General features: G+C 65.2%; 12 protein-coding genes. 3 read left to right on the forward strand and 9 right to left on the reverse strand.

Translation table 11 applies throughout. The features are described 5' to 3' along the window. Positions 1–28: 28 nt before the first annotated feature. The gene (locus tag ACEN9F_RS09645) at positions 29–154 is read right to left on the reverse strand and encodes a hypothetical protein (protein WP_413419806.1); all 126 of its coding nucleotides are present in this window, start codon (positions 152–154) and stop codon (positions 29–31) included. Between the two features lie 43 nt (positions 155–197). On the opposite strand from ACEN9F_RS09645, the gene ACEN9F_RS09650 reads away from it, so the two are divergent. After that, positions 198–1466 carry a DUF2863 family protein gene (locus tag ACEN9F_RS09650; RefSeq protein WP_413419807.1) on the forward strand — a complete coding sequence of 423 codons (1269 nt, stop codon included), beginning with the start codon at positions 198–200 and terminating at the stop codon, positions 1464–1466. Positions 1467–1489: 23 nt separating this feature from the next. Here ACEN9F_RS09650 and ACEN9F_RS09655 read toward each other — a convergent pair whose 3' ends face one another. Genes ACEN9F_RS09655 through ACEN9F_RS09670 form a run of 4 tightly spaced genes read right to left on the reverse strand, consistent with a single transcriptional unit; the run spans position 1490 to position 4942 of the window. Continuing rightward, a complete protein-coding gene (locus ACEN9F_RS09655; protein WP_413419808.1) occupies positions 1490–1786 on the reverse strand; it encodes a hypothetical protein in 297 nt (98 codons plus the stop codon). A 34-nt stretch (positions 1787–1820) separates the two neighbouring features. After that, positions 1821–2285, reverse strand: a complete 465-nt coding sequence (locus ACEN9F_RS09660; RefSeq protein WP_413419809.1) for a CYTH domain-containing protein — start codon at positions 2283–2285, stop codon at positions 1821–1823. Between the two features lie 2 nt (positions 2286–2287). Continuing rightward, positions 2288–3415, reverse strand: coding sequence for a M14-type cytosolic carboxypeptidase (locus ACEN9F_RS09665; RefSeq protein WP_413419810.1), 1128 nt, complete (start codon positions 3413–3415; stop codon positions 2288–2290). 33 nt (positions 3416–3448) lie between these two features. Then, the gene (locus ACEN9F_RS09670) at positions 3449–4942 is read right to left on the reverse strand and encodes an acetyl-CoA hydrolase/transferase family protein (protein WP_413419811.1); all 1494 of its coding nucleotides are present in this window, start codon (positions 4940–4942) and stop codon (positions 3449–3451) included. Between the two features lie 87 nt (positions 4943–5029). Between ACEN9F_RS09670 and ACEN9F_RS09675 the strand changes: the two genes are divergently transcribed. Next, positions 5030–5947: a LysR substrate-binding domain-containing protein gene (locus ACEN9F_RS09675; protein WP_413419812.1), complete on the forward strand. Its 918-nt coding sequence runs from the start codon at positions 5030–5032 to the stop codon at positions 5945–5947. Here the strand turns inward: ACEN9F_RS09675 and ACEN9F_RS09680 are convergent. The 4 genes from ACEN9F_RS09680 to cphA (ACEN9F_RS09695) form a co-directional block, all read right to left on the reverse strand. Further along, on the reverse strand, positions 5907–7013 hold the full coding sequence (locus tag ACEN9F_RS09680) for a patatin-like phospholipase family protein (protein WP_413419813.1): 1107 nt from the start codon (positions 7011–7013) through the stop codon (positions 5907–5909). The two genes, ACEN9F_RS09675 and ACEN9F_RS09680, sit on opposite strands and share 41 nt — an antisense overlap. 67 nt (positions 7014–7080) lie before the next feature. Further along, positions 7081–8544, reverse strand: coding sequence for a catalase (locus ACEN9F_RS09685; protein WP_413419814.1), 1464 nt, complete (start codon positions 8542–8544; stop codon positions 7081–7083). Positions 8545–8682: 138 nt separating this feature from the next. Beyond that, complete coding sequence (gene cphA / locus ACEN9F_RS09690) at positions 8683–11253, reverse strand: cyanophycin synthetase (RefSeq protein WP_413419815.1); 2571 nt, start codon at positions 11251–11253, stop codon at positions 8683–8685. Positions 11254–11269: 16 nt separating this feature from the next. After that, positions 11270–13447, reverse strand: a complete 2178-nt coding sequence (gene cphA / locus ACEN9F_RS09695; RefSeq protein ID WP_413419816.1) for a cyanophycin synthetase — start codon at positions 13445–13447, stop codon at positions 11270–11272. 261 nt (positions 13448–13708) lie between these two features. Here cphA (ACEN9F_RS09695) and ACEN9F_RS09700 point away from each other — a divergent pair, with 261 nt between their 5' ends. After that, a complete protein-coding gene (locus tag ACEN9F_RS09700; RefSeq protein ID WP_413419817.1) occupies positions 13709–15982 on the forward strand; it encodes an ABC transporter ATP-binding protein in 2274 nt (757 codons plus the stop codon). Positions 15983–15993 lie beyond the last annotated feature (11 nt).

The raw sequence follows: 15993 nt of genomic DNA on the forward strand, positions 1-15993 counted from the left end.
GACGGCCACGGGGAGTTTTTTTTCGCGGTTAGTTGCCCGGCAGGATGATGCCGGACAGCAGGTCCGCCCCCATGCGCGGCGCCGCAAAGGCTGAAGTTCGCGATCCCTTGGCTGAATCAACTACAATACGGCTCATAAGGGTTATGATCTGCATGACTGATCCATTTTTTTCACTTTTATGAGACTCTTATTTAGCTATGCGTCGTCCATCTAAAGATTCATCCCATAAATTGTCTGCCGAGAGCCAGCGCCTCGTCACCTACGCCCAGGCAGTCGGGCAGGCGGCCAGCCGTATCGAAGAGCGGGCCTGGGAACACAGCCTCGATGCGCAGCTCCAGAAACTCCTCAAGACCGGTCACCAGGACACCATCGACGCCACCCTCAACGCGCTGTTCAAGGAAGACTTGAACGCCTACGACGTCCTGATGGACGGCGTGGAAGCGGCCAGCGAATCGAGCAGCGTCACCATCGAGACCGACGGCGAGGCCAAGACCTACGACGTGCTGCTGGTGGCCGCGCCGATCCTGGCGTGGACCCGCTTCGCGATCGCCTCCGGCGCGATCCCGGCCGACATCCTGCAGACGCTGTCGGCGCATTTCGCCGCGCACCTGCTGGCCGACGGCACGCACATGGCGATGTCGCCGACGCTGTTCTCGATCGACCAGCTGCCGCGCAGCCACGTCGAGACCTACGGCAAGGTGCACAAGCTGGCGCTGGCAGCGGTCAAGGGCACGGTGCTGAAGGCCGACACCAAGGTGCCGGAGACGGCGCCGTTCCTGGCCGACACGCGCTATCTGCTGGTGGCCGTGGTGGCGCCGACCGGCGCCCCGCTGTTCCGCTGGCAGATGCCGGCCAACCAGTCGCAGTTCGCCAACGAGCGCGCCACAGCGCTGGAGCAATGGCGCGCCCAGGTGACGCCGACCGTCAACCGCCTGTTGCCGGGCTGCGGCGTCGAACTGCTGCTGCCTGAAGCCTATTACATGGCTTGCCGCGAGGCGGACAAGCTGATCCGTCCGGTGTCGATCCGCGCCGCCGTGCATTACCTGACGCATACGCTGGCGATCGAGCCGTCGGAACTGCGCGCGGTGATCGCCGGCTTCGGCGAGGAAAACGCCGACGGCCAAATCGACGAATACCGCGTGGCCTTCACGCAGCGCTCGTCGACCGACGTGATCTACGGCGTGGTGTGGCCGCTGTACGGGCAGGAAGACGAGGAAGGCACGCCGCCGGAAGGCCCGCTGCAAGGCGGCCCGGGCGGCGTGCAGCAGAAGCCGGTGACGCCGGTGGAAGAGATCGTCACCCACCTGAACGAGGCCGGCATCACGCAGATCAAGAAGCATGCCGAGCGCTATGTCGCCGAGTTCTGCGACGATTGCGGCGCGCCGCTGTTTGCCGACCCGGTCGGCGAGCTGGCGCACGCGGAAATGCCCGAGGACGCGCCCACCGGCACCGAGCACTTCCACTAAGACCAAAGCCCCTGACGGGGCTTTTATTTTTGTGGCGGCGGAGACAGATAGATGACGATCGGCTGAGTCGGCTGAGTCGGCTGCGCCGGCGTGGCCACCGCAATCGGCGCCGGCATCTGCTGCGGCTTCAAAATCTGGCCGAGGGTGATACCCAGTCCGCCAAAGCCGATAAACAGACCAATGAGGCTGGCCACCATCCACTTATGGGTGTCGGCCGACATCTTGTGCATGTCGGCGCGCAAGGACTCCACATCCGCCTTGGTGGCAAAGGTCGCCGCCATGGCGGCGTAGTTGGCTTCCAGCGCAGCGAGTCGTTCCATGTCCATCCCTATAGCTTAGGACAGAACCACGTCTTTACCAAGCGGAAAACGGGTGCTTGATCAGGCTGGAGTTGAGGTAGCGCAGGTCGTCGGTGACTTCCTCGGCTATCCAGTCAGGCTTGTCGAACTGCTGCTCTTCCGACTGCAATTCGATCTCGGCCACGACCAGCCCTGCGTTGGCGCCGAGGAACTCGTCCACTTCCCACACATTGCCTGCGAACGCGATGCGGCGGCGGTACTTCTCGATCAGCGGCTGCTCGCACAAGCGGTCCAGCAGCTCGGCCGCGTCGTCCATCGGAATCGGGTACTCCCACTCCCCCCGCACCGCGCCGACATTGCGGCCCTTGATGGTCATCACCGCGCGATCGCCCTCGATGCGCACGCGCACCACGCGGTCCTTGTGCGAGGACAGATAGCCCTGGCGAAAAAACACCGGCTCGCCAAGGCGCATCCAATCGTCGCCGCGCACCAGGAACTTGCGCTCGATCTCGACGCCCACGATCAGTAGTCGTCCAGCGACAGCAGGATAGGCTGCAGGATGGACGCGCCCAGCGCCGCGCTGCGCGCGCCGTTCCAGCCCACGTGCGGATCCGGCAGGTCGGCGTTGTCCTTGAACGGCATCTCCAGCGTCAGCGCCAGGCAACCGAAGTGATGGCCGACGTACTTGGACGCCAGCGTCAGCATGTCTTCCTTATACTTGCTGGCCGCGTAGCCGACCTTGTCCTGGAAGTCAGGCGTGGCGTTCTTGTAGCGGTCGATGAAGGCCTGCTGCTTGACGCGGCGCTCGTCGCTGAAGTTCTCCAGCATCTCGTTACCGGCCACGAAGTTGTACGGCAACGCCTCGTCGCCGTGGATATCGAAGAACATGTCGATGCCGGTTTCGTGCATCTTCTGCTTCACGTACAGCACTTCCGGGCTGCGCTCGACGGTCGGCGTCATCCACTCGCGGTTCAGGTTCGCGCCGGCCGCGTTGGTGCGCAGGTTGCCGCGCACCGAGCCGTCCGGGTTCATGTTCGGCACGATGTAGAACACGCAGCGCTGCAGCAGCTTGCGGGCGATCGGATTTGCGTCGTCCAGCAGCGAATCGATCAGGCCTTCGATGAACCACTCGGCCATCGACTCGCCCGGATGCTGGCGCGCGATGAACCAGATTTTCTTTTCCGCTTCCGGCTTGCCGATCACCACCAGGTTCATGTCGCGGCCATCGACCGTGCTACCCAGGTCGTGCACGCGCGCCAGCGGATGCTCGCCGACTTCCCCCAGCAGGCGCAGGTGGCGCTCGAACGAATACGGCTCGAAGTAAGCGTAGTACACGCTATCGGTATCCGGCGTGTGCTTGATCGTCATGACCTGGCCATCGAACACGGTCGGCACGCGGAACCAGTTCTCGCCATCGTAGCTCGCCACGGCCTGGTAGTCCTCGTAGCCCTTGGCGTAGGTCGCCTGGCCGGCGTTCAGGAAACGCATCTTGACCTGCTCGCCGCGCGCGCCCTGCAGGCGGAAGTGGAACCACTGATGGATGTCGGCGTGCGAATCCTTGCGCAGGTTCAGTTCAATCGTGGCTGCGCTGTCGGCGCGCAGCACTTCAATGGCGCCCGAGTCGAAGTTCTGGCTGATTTTGATGGTCATGTTGATCCAATAATAAGTGAATGCCGATGACCGTCATTTTACCAGCATGCTTCCTTCGCGTTTGTAGCGTGCGTGCCAGGACAGGGCCTGCTCCAGCACGTGCGGCGTCTGCCCCCCGCCCCGCAGCGCCTCCTCCAGATAGGCGCGCAACTGCGGGCGGTAGTCGGGGTGGGCGCAGTTCCCGATGATCAGCGGCGCCCGCTCGCGCGGCGCCAGGCCGCGCAGGTCGGCCAGGCCCCACTCGGTCACCAGCACATCGACATCGTGCTCGGTGTGGTCGACGTGGGCGGCGAACGGCACCACGCTGGAGATCGCGCCGTCCTTGGCCACCGACTTACTGACGAACATCGAGATCTGGCCGTTGCGCGCGAAGTCGCCCGAGCCGCCGATGCCGTTCATCATATGGGTGCCGCCGACATGGGTGGAATTGACGTTGCCGTAGATGTCGAATTCCAGCGCCGTGTTCAGCGCGATGATGCCGAGCCGGCGCACCACCTCCGGATGGTTGCTGATCTCCTGCGGCCGCAGCACGATGCGCTCGCGGTACTTCTCGATGTCGCGGACGAACTTCTCATGCATCCGCGCCGACAGCGTGATCGACGACGCCGACGCCATCGACAGCTGGCCGGAGTCCAGCAGCTCGATCGCGCTATCCTGCAGCACTTCCGAATACATGGTCATGTTGCGGAACGGCGAATCGATCAGGCCATGCAGCACCGCGTTGGCGATGGTGCCGATGCCAGCCTGCAGCGGCCGCAGCTCCGGCCCCATGCGCCCGGCTTTCACCTCGCCCTCCAGGAAGGCCACCACGTGGCGCGCGATGGCGTCCGTCTCCGCGTCCGGCGGCAGCGCGTTGGACGGGCTGTCCGGACTGTCGGTGATGACGACGGCGGCGATGCGGTCCGGATGCACGGGGATCGCGGTCCAGCCCATGCGCTGCCACGGCGCCAGCAGGGGAATCGCCCCGCGGTGCGGGCGCGCGGCGGGAATGTAGATATCGTGGAAGCCCTCCAGCGCCAGCGGCGCGCTCAGGTTGATCTCGACGATCACGTGCCGCGCCTGCTGCACGAAGTTGGCGGTGTTCCCGACCGACATGGTGGGAATGATGCCGCCGTCCGGCGTGATCGCCACCGCCTCGATGACGGCGATATCGACCGGCTTCAGATCGCCGGAGCGCAGCTGCTCGGCGGTCTCGGACAGGTGCTGGTCGATGAACATCACCTCGCCGGCATTGATCTTGCGGCGCAGCGCGGCGTCGGCCTGGAACGGCATGCGGCGCGCGACCACGCCGGCGTTGGCCATCAGGCCGTCGCTGTCGTTGCCGAGCGAGGCGCCGGTCAGCAGGGTCAGGTTCAGCGGCGCCTTGCGCGCGCGTTCGACCAGCGCCAGCGGCAGCGCCTTGGCGTCGCCGGCGCGGGTGAAACCGCTCATGCCGACGGTCATGCCGTCCTTGAACAGCTTCGCGGCCTGCTCCGCGCTCATTACCTTGTCCATCAGCGCCGGGCGGCGGATACGGTCTTCATACATGGCGATCTCCTCATTCTTTGATTCAGTATAGAATTGGAAAAACAGTCGCTGTATGACTTAAATTCTCACCTTCCAGTCGTTTTATTCATGGACCTGCGCTCGCTCCGCTACTTTGTCGAGACCGTCCGCCTGAACAGTTTTACCCAGGCGGCGGAATCGCTGCACGTCACGCAATCGACCATCAGCAAGATGGTGCGCCAGCTGGAACACGAAGTCGGCGCCCAGCTGCTGCTGCGCGAGGGCCGCAAGCTGACGCTGACCGACACCGGCAGCGTGGTCTACGCGCGCGGCGTGGAAATGCTGGCGACCATGCGCCAGCTGACGGTGGAAGTGCGCGACACGCAGACCGTGGAGCGCGGCCGGCTCACGGTCGGCATCCCGCCGATGATCAACCTGCTGTTCACGCCGGTGCTGAAGGCGTTCCGCCAGCGCCATCCCAACATCGCGCTGACCTTGCGGGAAGACGCGGGCCAGGCCATCGAACGCCAGGTGGCGATGGGCGAGCTGGAAATCGGCATGACGGTGCTGCCGGCCGATCCGCTACTGGGACTGCGCACGGCGCCCATCGCCAGCTACCCGATCTGGGCGCTGGCGGCGCACGGCACCTTCCAGAAGAACCGCAGCACGCTCAAGCTCAAGGCGCTGGCCGAGATGCCGCTGGTGCTGCTGAAGGACGATTTCGCCATGACGCGCAGCCTGCGCCAGGCCTTCGGCGAAGCCGGCTTCGAGCCGCGGATCGCCGCGCAAAGCGGCCAATGGGACTGGCTGGTGGCGATGGCCTCGGCCGGCATGGGCGTGGCGCTGCTGCCCGAGCCCTTCGTCCACCGGCTGGCGATCGGCCAGCTGGACGCGGTGCGGCTGGTGGAGCCGAACCTGCAATGGCAGGCCGCGCACGTGTGGCGCGGCAGCTACCTGTCGCACGCGGCGCGCGCGTGGCTGGAAGTGTGCGAGGAAATGCTGGGGCCTAGCGCTCCGGCAGTTCGTGGATCGCGATCCCCTCGATAGGGTCGATCTCCTTGTCCCACGGGCGCAAGGCGATGATGCGCCTGGCGTCCTCGTAGCCGGCCTGCCAGCGCGCGCGGATGCCGGCCGCGCTGAAGTCGATATCCTTGGTGTGGTCCTCGTTGCCGATGCGCGGCGCCTTGAGCGAGACCACATGCATATTGGTGCCGCAACCCCAGGCGGTCAGCTCGCGCACCTCCGGCGACATCGCGGTCTCCTCGGGCAAGTGCAAAGTCAGCTGGCGGATCACGTGGCGCAGCCGGTGCAGCCTGCGCTGCTGCTCGATATTGCTGGCGCGGCTGGCGTACTGGATCTCCTTGTGCTTGTCCAGCACACCCAGCATGCTTTGCGGCTCGCTGCCATCGGGATTCCATACCTGCACCGAGAAGATCACCGAGCTGCGGCGCGGCTCATCGTCCAGCACCGCCTCGATCGGCGTGTTGGAATAGATGCCGCCGTCCCAGTATGGCTCGCCGTCGATGCGCACGGCGGGAAACGCCGGCGGCAACGCGCCGGAGGCCATCACATGATCGGCCGCCAGCGGCTCCTTGCTGCTGTCGAAATAGCGCATGGCGCCGCTGCGCGCGCTGACCGCGCCAACCGTCAGCCGCGTGTGCTGTCGGTTGATGTAGTCGAAGTCGACCAGCGCATCGAGCGTGCCGCGCAAAGGCGTGGTTTGATAGAAGGACGCGTGCTCGACGCCGACGCGCGCATCGGGATTCCACCACGACGCCGGATTCGGCTCGAAGAAAGCGGGGATGCCCTGCCCCACCGTGACCGCGTTGGCGATCGCGCGCGGCATGGCCGAGAAACCCAGCGCGTTCTGCTCCATGCGGTGCCAGAACTGGCGCAGCCGCTCCAGCCGGTAGCGCGGCTCGTTGCCGGCGATGATGGCGCCGTTGATGGCGCCGATCGAGGTACCGATCACCCAGTCCGGCTCGACGCCGGCTTCGTGCATGGCCTGGTAGACGCCCAACTGGTAGGCGCCCAAGGCGCCGCCGCCCTGCAGGACCAGGACCACCTGGCCAGGCAGGGACGGCGATGGGGGACAAGCCGGTGTGCTGTTCACTAAGGTCTCCACGATGCACTGCAACATGGAGATTGTAGTGCAGTTCCCGGCCGCCCGCTGCCTCTCCTTAGCCCACGTTCACGCCGCGTGCGCTCAGCGCGGCGCGCACGCCGGCGCCGTAGGCTGGATCGGCCTGGTCGAAGTGGCCCAGCTGGCGCGCGATGATCTCGGCGCTCACCTGGCTCAACGGACCGGCGATATTGTTGAACAGGTTTTGCTGTTCCTGCGCCGGCATCAGGCGGAACAGATTACCGGCCTGCGTGTAATCGTCTTCCTGGCCGCGACCGTCGTAACGGGCCGCGCCGCCTTGCAGCGCCAGCGCCGGTTCGCCATTGCCCAGGCCTTGCGGATGACTGCCGCCGGCATCGACCGGCTGGTAGTTCTGCGCCGGGCCGCCGTTGGCGATGGCCATCGCGCCGTCGCGCTGCTGGTTGTGCACCGGGCAGCGCGGCGCGTTCACCGGCAGATGCTGGTGGTTGGTGCCGACGCGGTACAGCTGGGCGTCGTGATAGGCGAACAGGCGCGCCTGCAGCATCTTGTCCGGCGAGTAGCCCAGGCCCGGTACGATGTTCGACGGCGACAGCGCGGCCTGCTCGACTTCCGCGTGGTAGTTCAGCGGATTGCGGTTCAGCTCAAACACGCCGACCGGGATCAGCGGGAAATCCTTGTGCGGCCAGACCTTGGTCAGGTCGAACGGATTCCAGCCGGTGCGCGCTTCCCATGCGGCCAGTTCGGCCTCGGTCGCGATCTGCAGCTTGACGTCCCACTGCGGGAAGTCGCCCGACGCGATGGCGCCGAACAGGTCGCGCTGCGCGTAGTCGGGATCTTCGCCGGCGATGCGGGTCGCCTCGGCGGCGGGCAGGTTCCTGATGCCCTGTTTGGTCTTCAGGTGCCACTTGACGTAGACACGCTCGCCGGCCGCGTTAATCAGGCTGAAGGTGTGGCTGCCGAAACCGTCCATGTGGCGATAGCCGTCCGGCGTGCCGCGGTCCGAGAACAGCATCGTCACCTGGTGCAGGCTTTCCGGGGTCTTGCTCCAGAAGTCGAACATCATGGTCGGCGACTTCAGGTTGGTTTGCGGATCGCGTTTCTGGGTGTGGATGAAGTCAGGGAACTTGATGCCGTCCTTGATGAAGAACATCGGCGTGTTATTGCCGACCAGGTCCCAGTTGCCCTCTTCCGTATAGAAGCGCATGGCGAAGCCGCGCGGATCGCGTTCGGTATCGGCGCTGCCTTTTTCGCCGCCGACGGTGGAGAAGCGCACGAAGGTCTCGGTCTTCTTGCCGATCTCGGAGAACAGCCTGGCCTTGGTGTATTGGGTGATGTCGTGGGTGACGGTGAAGGTACCGTAGGCGCCGGAACCCTTGGCGTGAACGACGCGCTCGGGAATGCGCTCGCGGTTGAAATGCTGGAGTTTCTCGATCAGGTGAAAGTCCTGCAGCAGCAAGGGACCGCGCGGGCCGGCGCTGGCGGAATTCTGGTTGTCGGCGACTGGGATGCCGGAGGCGGTGGTAATCGGTGGCTGGCTCATGGCTATAACTCCGTGTTGTTCGATAGGGTGAAACTATTCTACCGAGACAACGCCATAAATAAAATCTATATATTTCTATAGATTCAATAGCCAAAAACTAAAATAAAACCGGGGTTTTAGACCCCGGTTTTACCGGTTTTAAACTTCCTTGATGCGCTTGGCGATGTGGGCCAAGGCGTCTTCGACCTGGTCGATCAGGATCAGGCACAAGTCCCCTTCCTGCAGGCGCGCCAGGGCCGTGTCGATGGCGAGGAACTCGCCGTAGATTTCCTGGATGTGCGTGGTGCGCGGCGCGCCGTTCAGGCCCGAACGCAGCAGCCCGACCACTTCGCCGTCGACGCGGCCGCGCTGGCAGGCGTCCTCGTACAGCAGCACGTCGTCGAACGCGCGGCCGAGGATCTCGGTCTGCTGCGTGATGTCCTGGTCGCGGCGGTCGCCGGCGCCCGAGATCACCACCACGCGGCGCTTGGCCGGCATGGTTTCCACCGCCTGCACCAGCGCCAGGATGGCGTCCGGATTGTGGCCGTAGTCGGCGATCAGCGTCGCGCCCTTGTAGTCGAACACGTTGAAACGGCCCGGCGCATTGTCCGAATCGTTGGCGAAGGTCTTCAGGCCGAGACGGATCGCATCCCAGTTGATGCCCACGCCCCATGCCGCAGCCACCGCCGCCATGACGTTATCGACCTGGAAGCCGATGGCGCCGTTGCGGGTGATCGGCACTTGCGACAGCGCGATCTTGTTCAATTCGCGCCCTTCGGCGGCGACCACATGGCCGTCCTCCACGTACACGGTGCGGCAGCCCTGCGCCAGGTGCGTGGCGATCACCGGGTGGCCGCGCTCGGCGCCGAAGAAGATCACCTTGCCGCGGCAGTTGGCCGCCATGCCGGCGACGATAGGATCGATCGCGTTCAGCACGGCGAAGCCGCTCTCGGACACGTTCTGCACGATGACGCGCTTCAGCACGGCCAGGTCTTCCACCGTGGTGATGTAGTTCAGGCCCAGGTGGTCGCCGCTGCCGATATTGGTCACCACGGCGACCTTGCAGCGGTCGAAGGCCAGGCCTTCGCGCAGCACGCCGCCGCGCGCGGTTTCGAACACGGCCGCGTCGACGTCCGGATGCAGCAGCACGTTGCGCGCGCTGCGCGGGCCGCTGCAGTCGCCGCTGTCGGTCTGGCGGCCTTCGATGTAGACGCCGTCGGTGTTGGTCATGCCGGTGCGCAGGCCGCTGGCGGTCAGCAGGTGCGCGATCAGGCGCACGGTGGTGGTCTTGCCGTTGGTGCCGGTGACCGCGACCACCGGAATGCGGCCGTCGTCGCCAGGCGCGAACATGGTGTTGACGATCGCTTCACCCACCGCGCGGCCCTTGCCGTACGACGGCGCCAGGTGCATGCGCAGGCCCGGAGCCGCGTTGACTTCGACCACGCCGCCGCGCTGGTTCTCGATCGGCGTCAGCACGTTGTCGCAGACCACGTCGACGCCGCAGATATCGAGGCCGATCATCTGCGCCGCTTCCACCGCGCGCGCCGCCACTTCAGGGTGCACGTCGTCGGTGACGTCGGTGGCGGTGCCGCCGGTCGACAGGTTGGCGTTGTTGCGCAGGATGACGCGCTGGCCCTTGCCGGGCACGGAGTCCGCCTCCAGGTCCTGCAGCGCCAGGCGCGCGATCGCGATGTCGTCGAAACGGATCTTGGTCAGCGAGGTCGAATGGCCGCTGCCGCGGCGCGGATCGGCGTTGACGATGTTGACCAGCTCACGCACCGTGTGCACGCCGTCGCCCACCACTTGCGGCGGATCGCGGCGTGCGGCCGCCACCAGCTTGTTGCCGATGACGAGCAGGCGGAAATCGTGGCCCGGCAGGTAGCGCTCGACCATGATGTTGTCGCGGAATTCCTTGGCCGCGTGGAAGGCCTTCGCCATGTGCTCCTTGGACGTCACGTTGACGGTGACGCCCTTGCCCTGGTTGCCGTCCTTCGGCTTGACCACCACCGGCAAGCCGATTTCCAGCGCCGCCGCCCAGGCGTCGTCCGCGTCTTCGGCCGTGCGCCCGATAGGCACCGGCACGCCGGCCGCGTGCAGCAGTTTCTTGGTCAGTTCCTTGTCCTGCGCCACCGCTTCGCCGATGGCGCTGGTGGTGTCCATTTCGGCGGCCTGGATGCGGCGCTGGCGCGAGCCCCAGCCGAACATCACCATGCTGCCTTCGGTCAGGCGGCGGATCGGGATGTCGCGCGCGATGGCGGCGCTGACGATGGCGCCGGTGCTCGGGCCCAGGCGCACGTCCTCATCCAGGTCGCGCAGCTGGTCCAGCGCGGCGTTCAGGTCGAACGGGGTGTCGGCCAGCGCGGCGTTGATCAGGTTTTCCGCCAGCGTCACGGCCAGCCGGCCGACCGCTTCTTCGCTGTATTCGACGACGGTTTGATAGATGCCGTCTTCCAGCGTGGCCGTGGTGCGGCTGAAGGTGACCGGGCAGCCGGCTTGCGCCTGCAGGCTCAGGGTGGCCACTTCCAGTACGCGCGCCAGCGGCACGGCGTCGTCGGTGCCGGTCGGGTGCAGGGCGCCGATGGCGGGGAAGCGCGCATGCAGGCGCTGCTCGAAGCCGGGCAGCGTCGCGATCGACTGTTCCTCGGGCGGGCACGATACGATGACCTCCACCGCTGTGTGGTGGCTCCAAAGATTCGGGCCGCGAAGGGCGCGGGTGCGGATAACTTCCATAAATCTGCTTGTTCTTTCAGTGATGTGTTTTCTTCGGGTTCGCATCGAACGTGCGCAGGCCGGCGCCGATCAGGTCCGGCGTCAGGCCCAGCGCCCAGCCGGCGGCGATCGCGGCCAGCACGGCTTCCGGCGGCACCAGCGGCGACAGCGGCAGGTTGGCCACCTGGTCGTGGCCGATCGCCAGCACGATGCGGCTGGACTGCCCGTCGGTGCGCTGGAACACCACGCGCTTGCCATCCTGGCGGTGCTGGGCGACGGCGGCCAGGTGCTCGTCGACGCCATAGAAAATAACTTCGCCGTCGCACAGGTCGGCCATGTCCACCACTTGCGGGTCGGCTGCATTGAGCACCGCCACGCCGCTCGGCAGGATGACGTCGACCTGGGTGCGCAGCACGCCATACAGCTTGTCGGCGCTGTCGATATAGAACTCGCCCAATTCTTCAAAGTCGCTGACGTCGGTGACCACGCCGACCGCGCACTTGTCGTAGGCCAGGCCTTCGGTCAGGATCATGCGGGCGCTGGCTTCGAACACGCCGGCTTCGACGTTCTTGTTGAGCAGCAGGCGCTCGCCGGTTTCCCAGTCGCTGAAGCCATCCTTGGGCAGCAGGCGGCCGTTGACGAACAGGCCGTCGGCGCAGGTCAGGCCGACCTTCCTGCCGCTGATTTGCAGCAGCCAGGCGATCAGGCGCGACGCCATCGTGGTGCCGTGCTTGCCGGTGATGCCGACGATCGGCATGCGGCCGCTCTTGTCTTCCGCGAACAGGTGGTCGACGATCGCCTCGCCGACGTTGCGCGGCTCGCCGCTGGCCGGTTTCAGGTGCGCCAGCAAGCCGGGGCTGGCGTTGACTTCGATGATGGCGCCGCCCTGCGCTTCCAGCGGACGGCTGATGTCGGAGGTCACCAGGTCGATGCCGGCGATGTCCAGGCCGACCACGCGCGCCGCCAGCGTCGCCATCGCGGCCACTTGCGGGTGCACCTTGTCGGTGACGTCGATGGCGACATTGCCATTCGGCTGGATCAGCACTTTCTGGCCGTCCAGCGGGACCGATTCGGCGCTCATGTTCTGGCGCTGCAGTTCCAGGATGATCTCGGCCGACTCGTGCGGCTTGACCCGGCCCAGCGGGAAGTCCTCGGTGTCGCCGCGGCGCGGGTCGATGTTGATCTGAATGTTGCACAGCTCGATGATGTTGGTTTTGCCGTCGCCGGTCACCCACAGCGATTCGCCGGCCGCCGCCGCGATCAGGCGCTTGCCGACCACCAGCAGGCGGTGCTCGTCGCCCGGAATGAAGCGCTCGACGATCACGCTCTGGCTCTCGCCCTTGCGCGCGGCCAGCACATAGGCCGCCGTCACGTCGGCTTCGGTCATCAGGTTCAGCGACACGCCGCGGCCGTGGTTGCCGTCGTACGGCTTGACCACCACCGGCACGCCGATGTCCTGCGCCGCTTCCCACGCCGCTGCGGCGCTGGTGACCAGTTCGCCTTCCGGCACCGGCACGCCGCACGAGGACAGCAGGCTCTTGGTCAGGTCCTTGTCGCTGGCGATGCCTTCGGCGATGGCGCTGGTCTCTTCGGTTTCCGCGGTCCAGATGCGGCGCTGGGCGGCGCCGTGGCCCAGCTGCACCAGGTTGCCCTCGGTCAGGCGGATGAACGGGATCTGGCGCACGCCGGCGGCATCGACGATGTTGGCGGTGCTCGGCCCCAGGCACAGCGACTCGACCATGTCGGTCAGCTCGGCCACGGCGGCGGCCAGGTCGTAGGGACGATCCTCGATGGTCGCCATCAGCAGGTCGCGGCCATGGGCCAGCGCGGCGCGGCCGACCTGCTCCTGGCGGGTGCGGAACGCCATCTTGTACAAGCCGGTGTTTTCGCCGATCTGGCGGGTCTTGCCGAAACCGGTTTTCATGCCGGCCAGGTTTTGCAGTTCGAGGACCACGTGTTCCAGGATGTGGCCGGCATAGGTGCCGTCGCGCAGGCGCTCAAGGAAGCCGCCGTGTTCGCCCACACCGCAGCGGTGCACGATCAAGCCCGGCAGGATCGCCGTCAGGCGCTCATACAAACCAGGCAACAAATTCGAGGGGAAGCTCTCCAGTTCGCCGATATCCAGCCACGCCTCGATCACCGGGCGATACGTCCAGATGTTGGGTCCACGCAAATGGGTTACGCGGAGAACTTCAATGTCTTTCTTCTTGATCATGTATCTATTCTTATAACTTTGTTATCGGCCTTAGCCATCCCGCGCCGTATTTTAAACCCTGTACTACTGCATGCTGCTGTGCGTTATACTTGCCGCCAGCACAAAACACCTGTTTTTTCTTGATTTCTGTCAAATGTTTAATAACTGACAGAATACCGTAAATAAGCACTTATATCAGCCGCAACACCATACTGGCAAAGCGTTTATTTTAGAGTCCTGGTGTTAGTTCTGCCCTTTTTTCCCTCCGGAGTATGCCGCACGATGACAACCGAACAACTTTCCACCGTATCCAACCTTGGCGAGCTACCTGAACGCTGGCGTTCCGAGATACAGGCACAACTTTCCCAAGGGGAAAACGTTGTAAGTGCCCTGGAGGTTGACCTGGATCAGCAACTTCGTTTCTCGAAGGGCATAATTTTAGTCACCGAAGGCCGTTTGCTGGCGCGCGCGCCGGGCGAATCGCACTGGCACGCCTGGCCTTTCGCCAAGGATTTGACGTTAAAACACCACGATCACGCCGGCGTCGGCCATCTGGAACTGGTCGGCGCCAACGGCCGCCTGGGTGCATGGCGCTTCACGCTGGGCCAGAATCTGGCGGCGATCCGCCTGGTCGAACAGTTCGACGCCCACCTCGACAGCCACGCCACCGGCCAGCCGGTGGTGCGCGACGATAAAAACGTCTGCCCGAGCTGCAAGGCGCCGCTGGAGCCGGACCAGGAAGAGTGTCCGATCTGCACCAAGGTGGTCTACACGCCGCCGTCGACCTGGACGCTGTTCCGCCTGTGGCGCTTCGCCGGCCCGTACAAGCTGCAACTGGGCTTCGGCTTCGCGCTGATGCTGCTCAGCACCGGCGCCCACATGATCCCGCCCTACCTGACCATCCCGCTGATGGACAATGTGCTGATCCCTTACCAAAGCGGCAAGCCGGTCGATTCGTCGCTGGTGACGCTGTATATGTCCGGCCTGGTGGCGTCGGCGGTGCTGGCGTGGGTGCTCGGCTGGGGCAAGACCTATGTACTGGCGCTGGTGTCGGAACGCATCGGCGCCGACCTGCGCACCGAAACCTACGACCATTTGCTGCGCCTGTCGCTGGAATATTTCGGCGGCAAGCGCACCGGCGACCTGATGTCGCGCATCGGCTCCGAGAGCGACCGCATCTGCGTGTTCCTGTCGCTGCACCTGCTCGACTTCGCGTCGGACTGCCTGATGATCATCATGACCGGCGTGATCCTGTTTTCCATCGATCCGTGGCTGGCGCTGTTCACGCTGCTGCCGCTGCCGTTCATCGCCTGGCTGATCCACATCGTGCGCGACCGCCTGCGCACCGGCTTCGAGAAGATCGACCGCGTATGGGGCGAAGTGACCAACGTGCTGGCCGATACCATCCCCGGCATCCGCGTGGTGAAAGCCTTCGCACAGGAGTCGCGCGAAGCGTCGCGCTTCCGCACCGCCAACAAGCATAACCTGGCCGTCAACGACAAGCTGAATAAAGTATGGTCGCTGTTCTCGCCGACCGTGTCCTTCCTGACGGAGCTGGGCCTGCTGGTGATCTGGGTGTTCGGCATCTACCAGGTCTCCAAGGGCCACATCACGGTCGGCGTGCTGTCGGCCTTCATCGCATATTCGAGCCGCTTCTACGGCCGCCTGGATTCGATGAGCCGCATCGTCTCGGTGACGCAGAAATCGGCCTCGGCCGCCAAGCGCATCTTCGACATCCTCGACCACGTATCGTCGGTGCCCGAGCCCTCGAATCCGGTCAAGCTGGCCAAGGTCGAAGGCAACATCACCTTGCGCGAAGTGGGCTTCCGCTACGGCAACCGCGCGGTCAACCGCGGCATCAGCCTGGATATCAAGGCCGGCGAGATGATCGGCCTGGTGGGCCACTCCGGTTCCGGCAAATCGACGCTGGTCAACCTGATCTGCCGCTTCTACGATGTATCGGAAGGCGCGATCATGCTGGACGGCGTCGACATCCGCGCGTTCGCCGTATCCGACTACCGCCGCAACATCGGCCTGGTGCTGCAGGAGCCGTTCCTGTTCTTCGGCACCATCGCCGAGAACCTGGCCTACGGCAAACCGGAGGCGACGCGCGAGGAAATCATCGCCGCAGCCCGCGCCGCGCACGCGCACGAATTCATCCTGCGCCTGCCGCAGGGCTACGACTCGATGGTGGGCGAGCGCGGACAGGGCCTGTCCGGCGGCGAGCGCCAGCGCATCTCGATCGCGCGCGCGCTGCTGATCGATCCGAAGATCCTGATCCTCGACGAAGCCACGTCCTCGGTCGACTCCGAGACCGAGAAGGAAATCCAGCGCGCGCTGGAAAACCTGGTCAAGGGCCGCACCACGATCGCCATCGCCCACCGCCTGTCGACTCTGCAGAAGGCCGACCGCCTGGTGGTGCTGGATCGCGGCGTGGTGGTGGAAGAAGGCGGCCACGACGAGCTGATGTCGCGCGAAGGCGCCTACTACCGCCTGTACCAGGCGCAGGCCCGCAACGTCGATACCGACCTCGATGACAGCGGCAGCAAGGAATAAGAAGAGAAACG

The organism is Duganella sp. CT11-25 (assembly GCF_047302815.1).
Lineage (GTDB): Bacteria > Pseudomonadota > Gammaproteobacteria > Burkholderiales > Burkholderiaceae_D > Rugamonas.

What these genes read in the sequence shown, in the direction of transcription:
- ACEN9F_RS09645 (WP_413419806.1), bottom strand. Translation starts at nt 154, where the DNA reads ATGCAGATCATAACCCTTATGAGCCGTATTGTAGTTGATTCAGCCAAG.
- ACEN9F_RS09650 (WP_413419807.1), top strand. Translation starts at nt 198, where the DNA reads ATGCGTCGTCCATCTAAAGATTCATCCCATAAATTGTCTGCCGAGAGC.
- ACEN9F_RS09655 (WP_413419808.1), bottom strand. Translation starts at nt 1,786, where the DNA reads ATGGAACGACTCGCTGCGCTGGAAGCCAACTACGCCGCCATGGCGGCG.
- ACEN9F_RS09665 (WP_413419810.1), bottom strand. Translation starts at nt 3,415, where the DNA reads ATGACCATCAAAATCAGCCAGAACTTCGACTCGGGCGCCATTGAAGTG.
- ACEN9F_RS09670 (WP_413419811.1), bottom strand. Translation starts at nt 4,942, where the DNA reads ATGTATGAAGACCGTATCCGCCGCCCGGCGCTGATGGACAAGGTAATG.
- ACEN9F_RS09675 (WP_413419812.1), top strand. Translation starts at nt 5,030, where the DNA reads ATGGACCTGCGCTCGCTCCGCTACTTTGTCGAGACCGTCCGCCTGAAC.
- ACEN9F_RS09685 (WP_413419814.1), bottom strand. Translation starts at nt 8,544, where the DNA reads ATGAGCCAGCCACCGATTACCACCGCCTCCGGCATCCCAGTCGCCGAC.
- cphA (WP_413419815.1), bottom strand. Translation starts at nt 11,253, where the DNA reads ATGGAAGTTATCCGCACCCGCGCCCTTCGCGGCCCGAATCTTTGGAGC.
- cphA (WP_413419816.1), bottom strand. Translation starts at nt 13,447, where the DNA reads ATGATCAAGAAGAAAGACATTGAAGTTCTCCGCGTAACCCATTTGCGT.
- ACEN9F_RS09700 (WP_413419817.1), top strand. Translation starts at nt 13,709, where the DNA reads ATGACAACCGAACAACTTTCCACCGTATCCAACCTTGGCGAGCTACCT.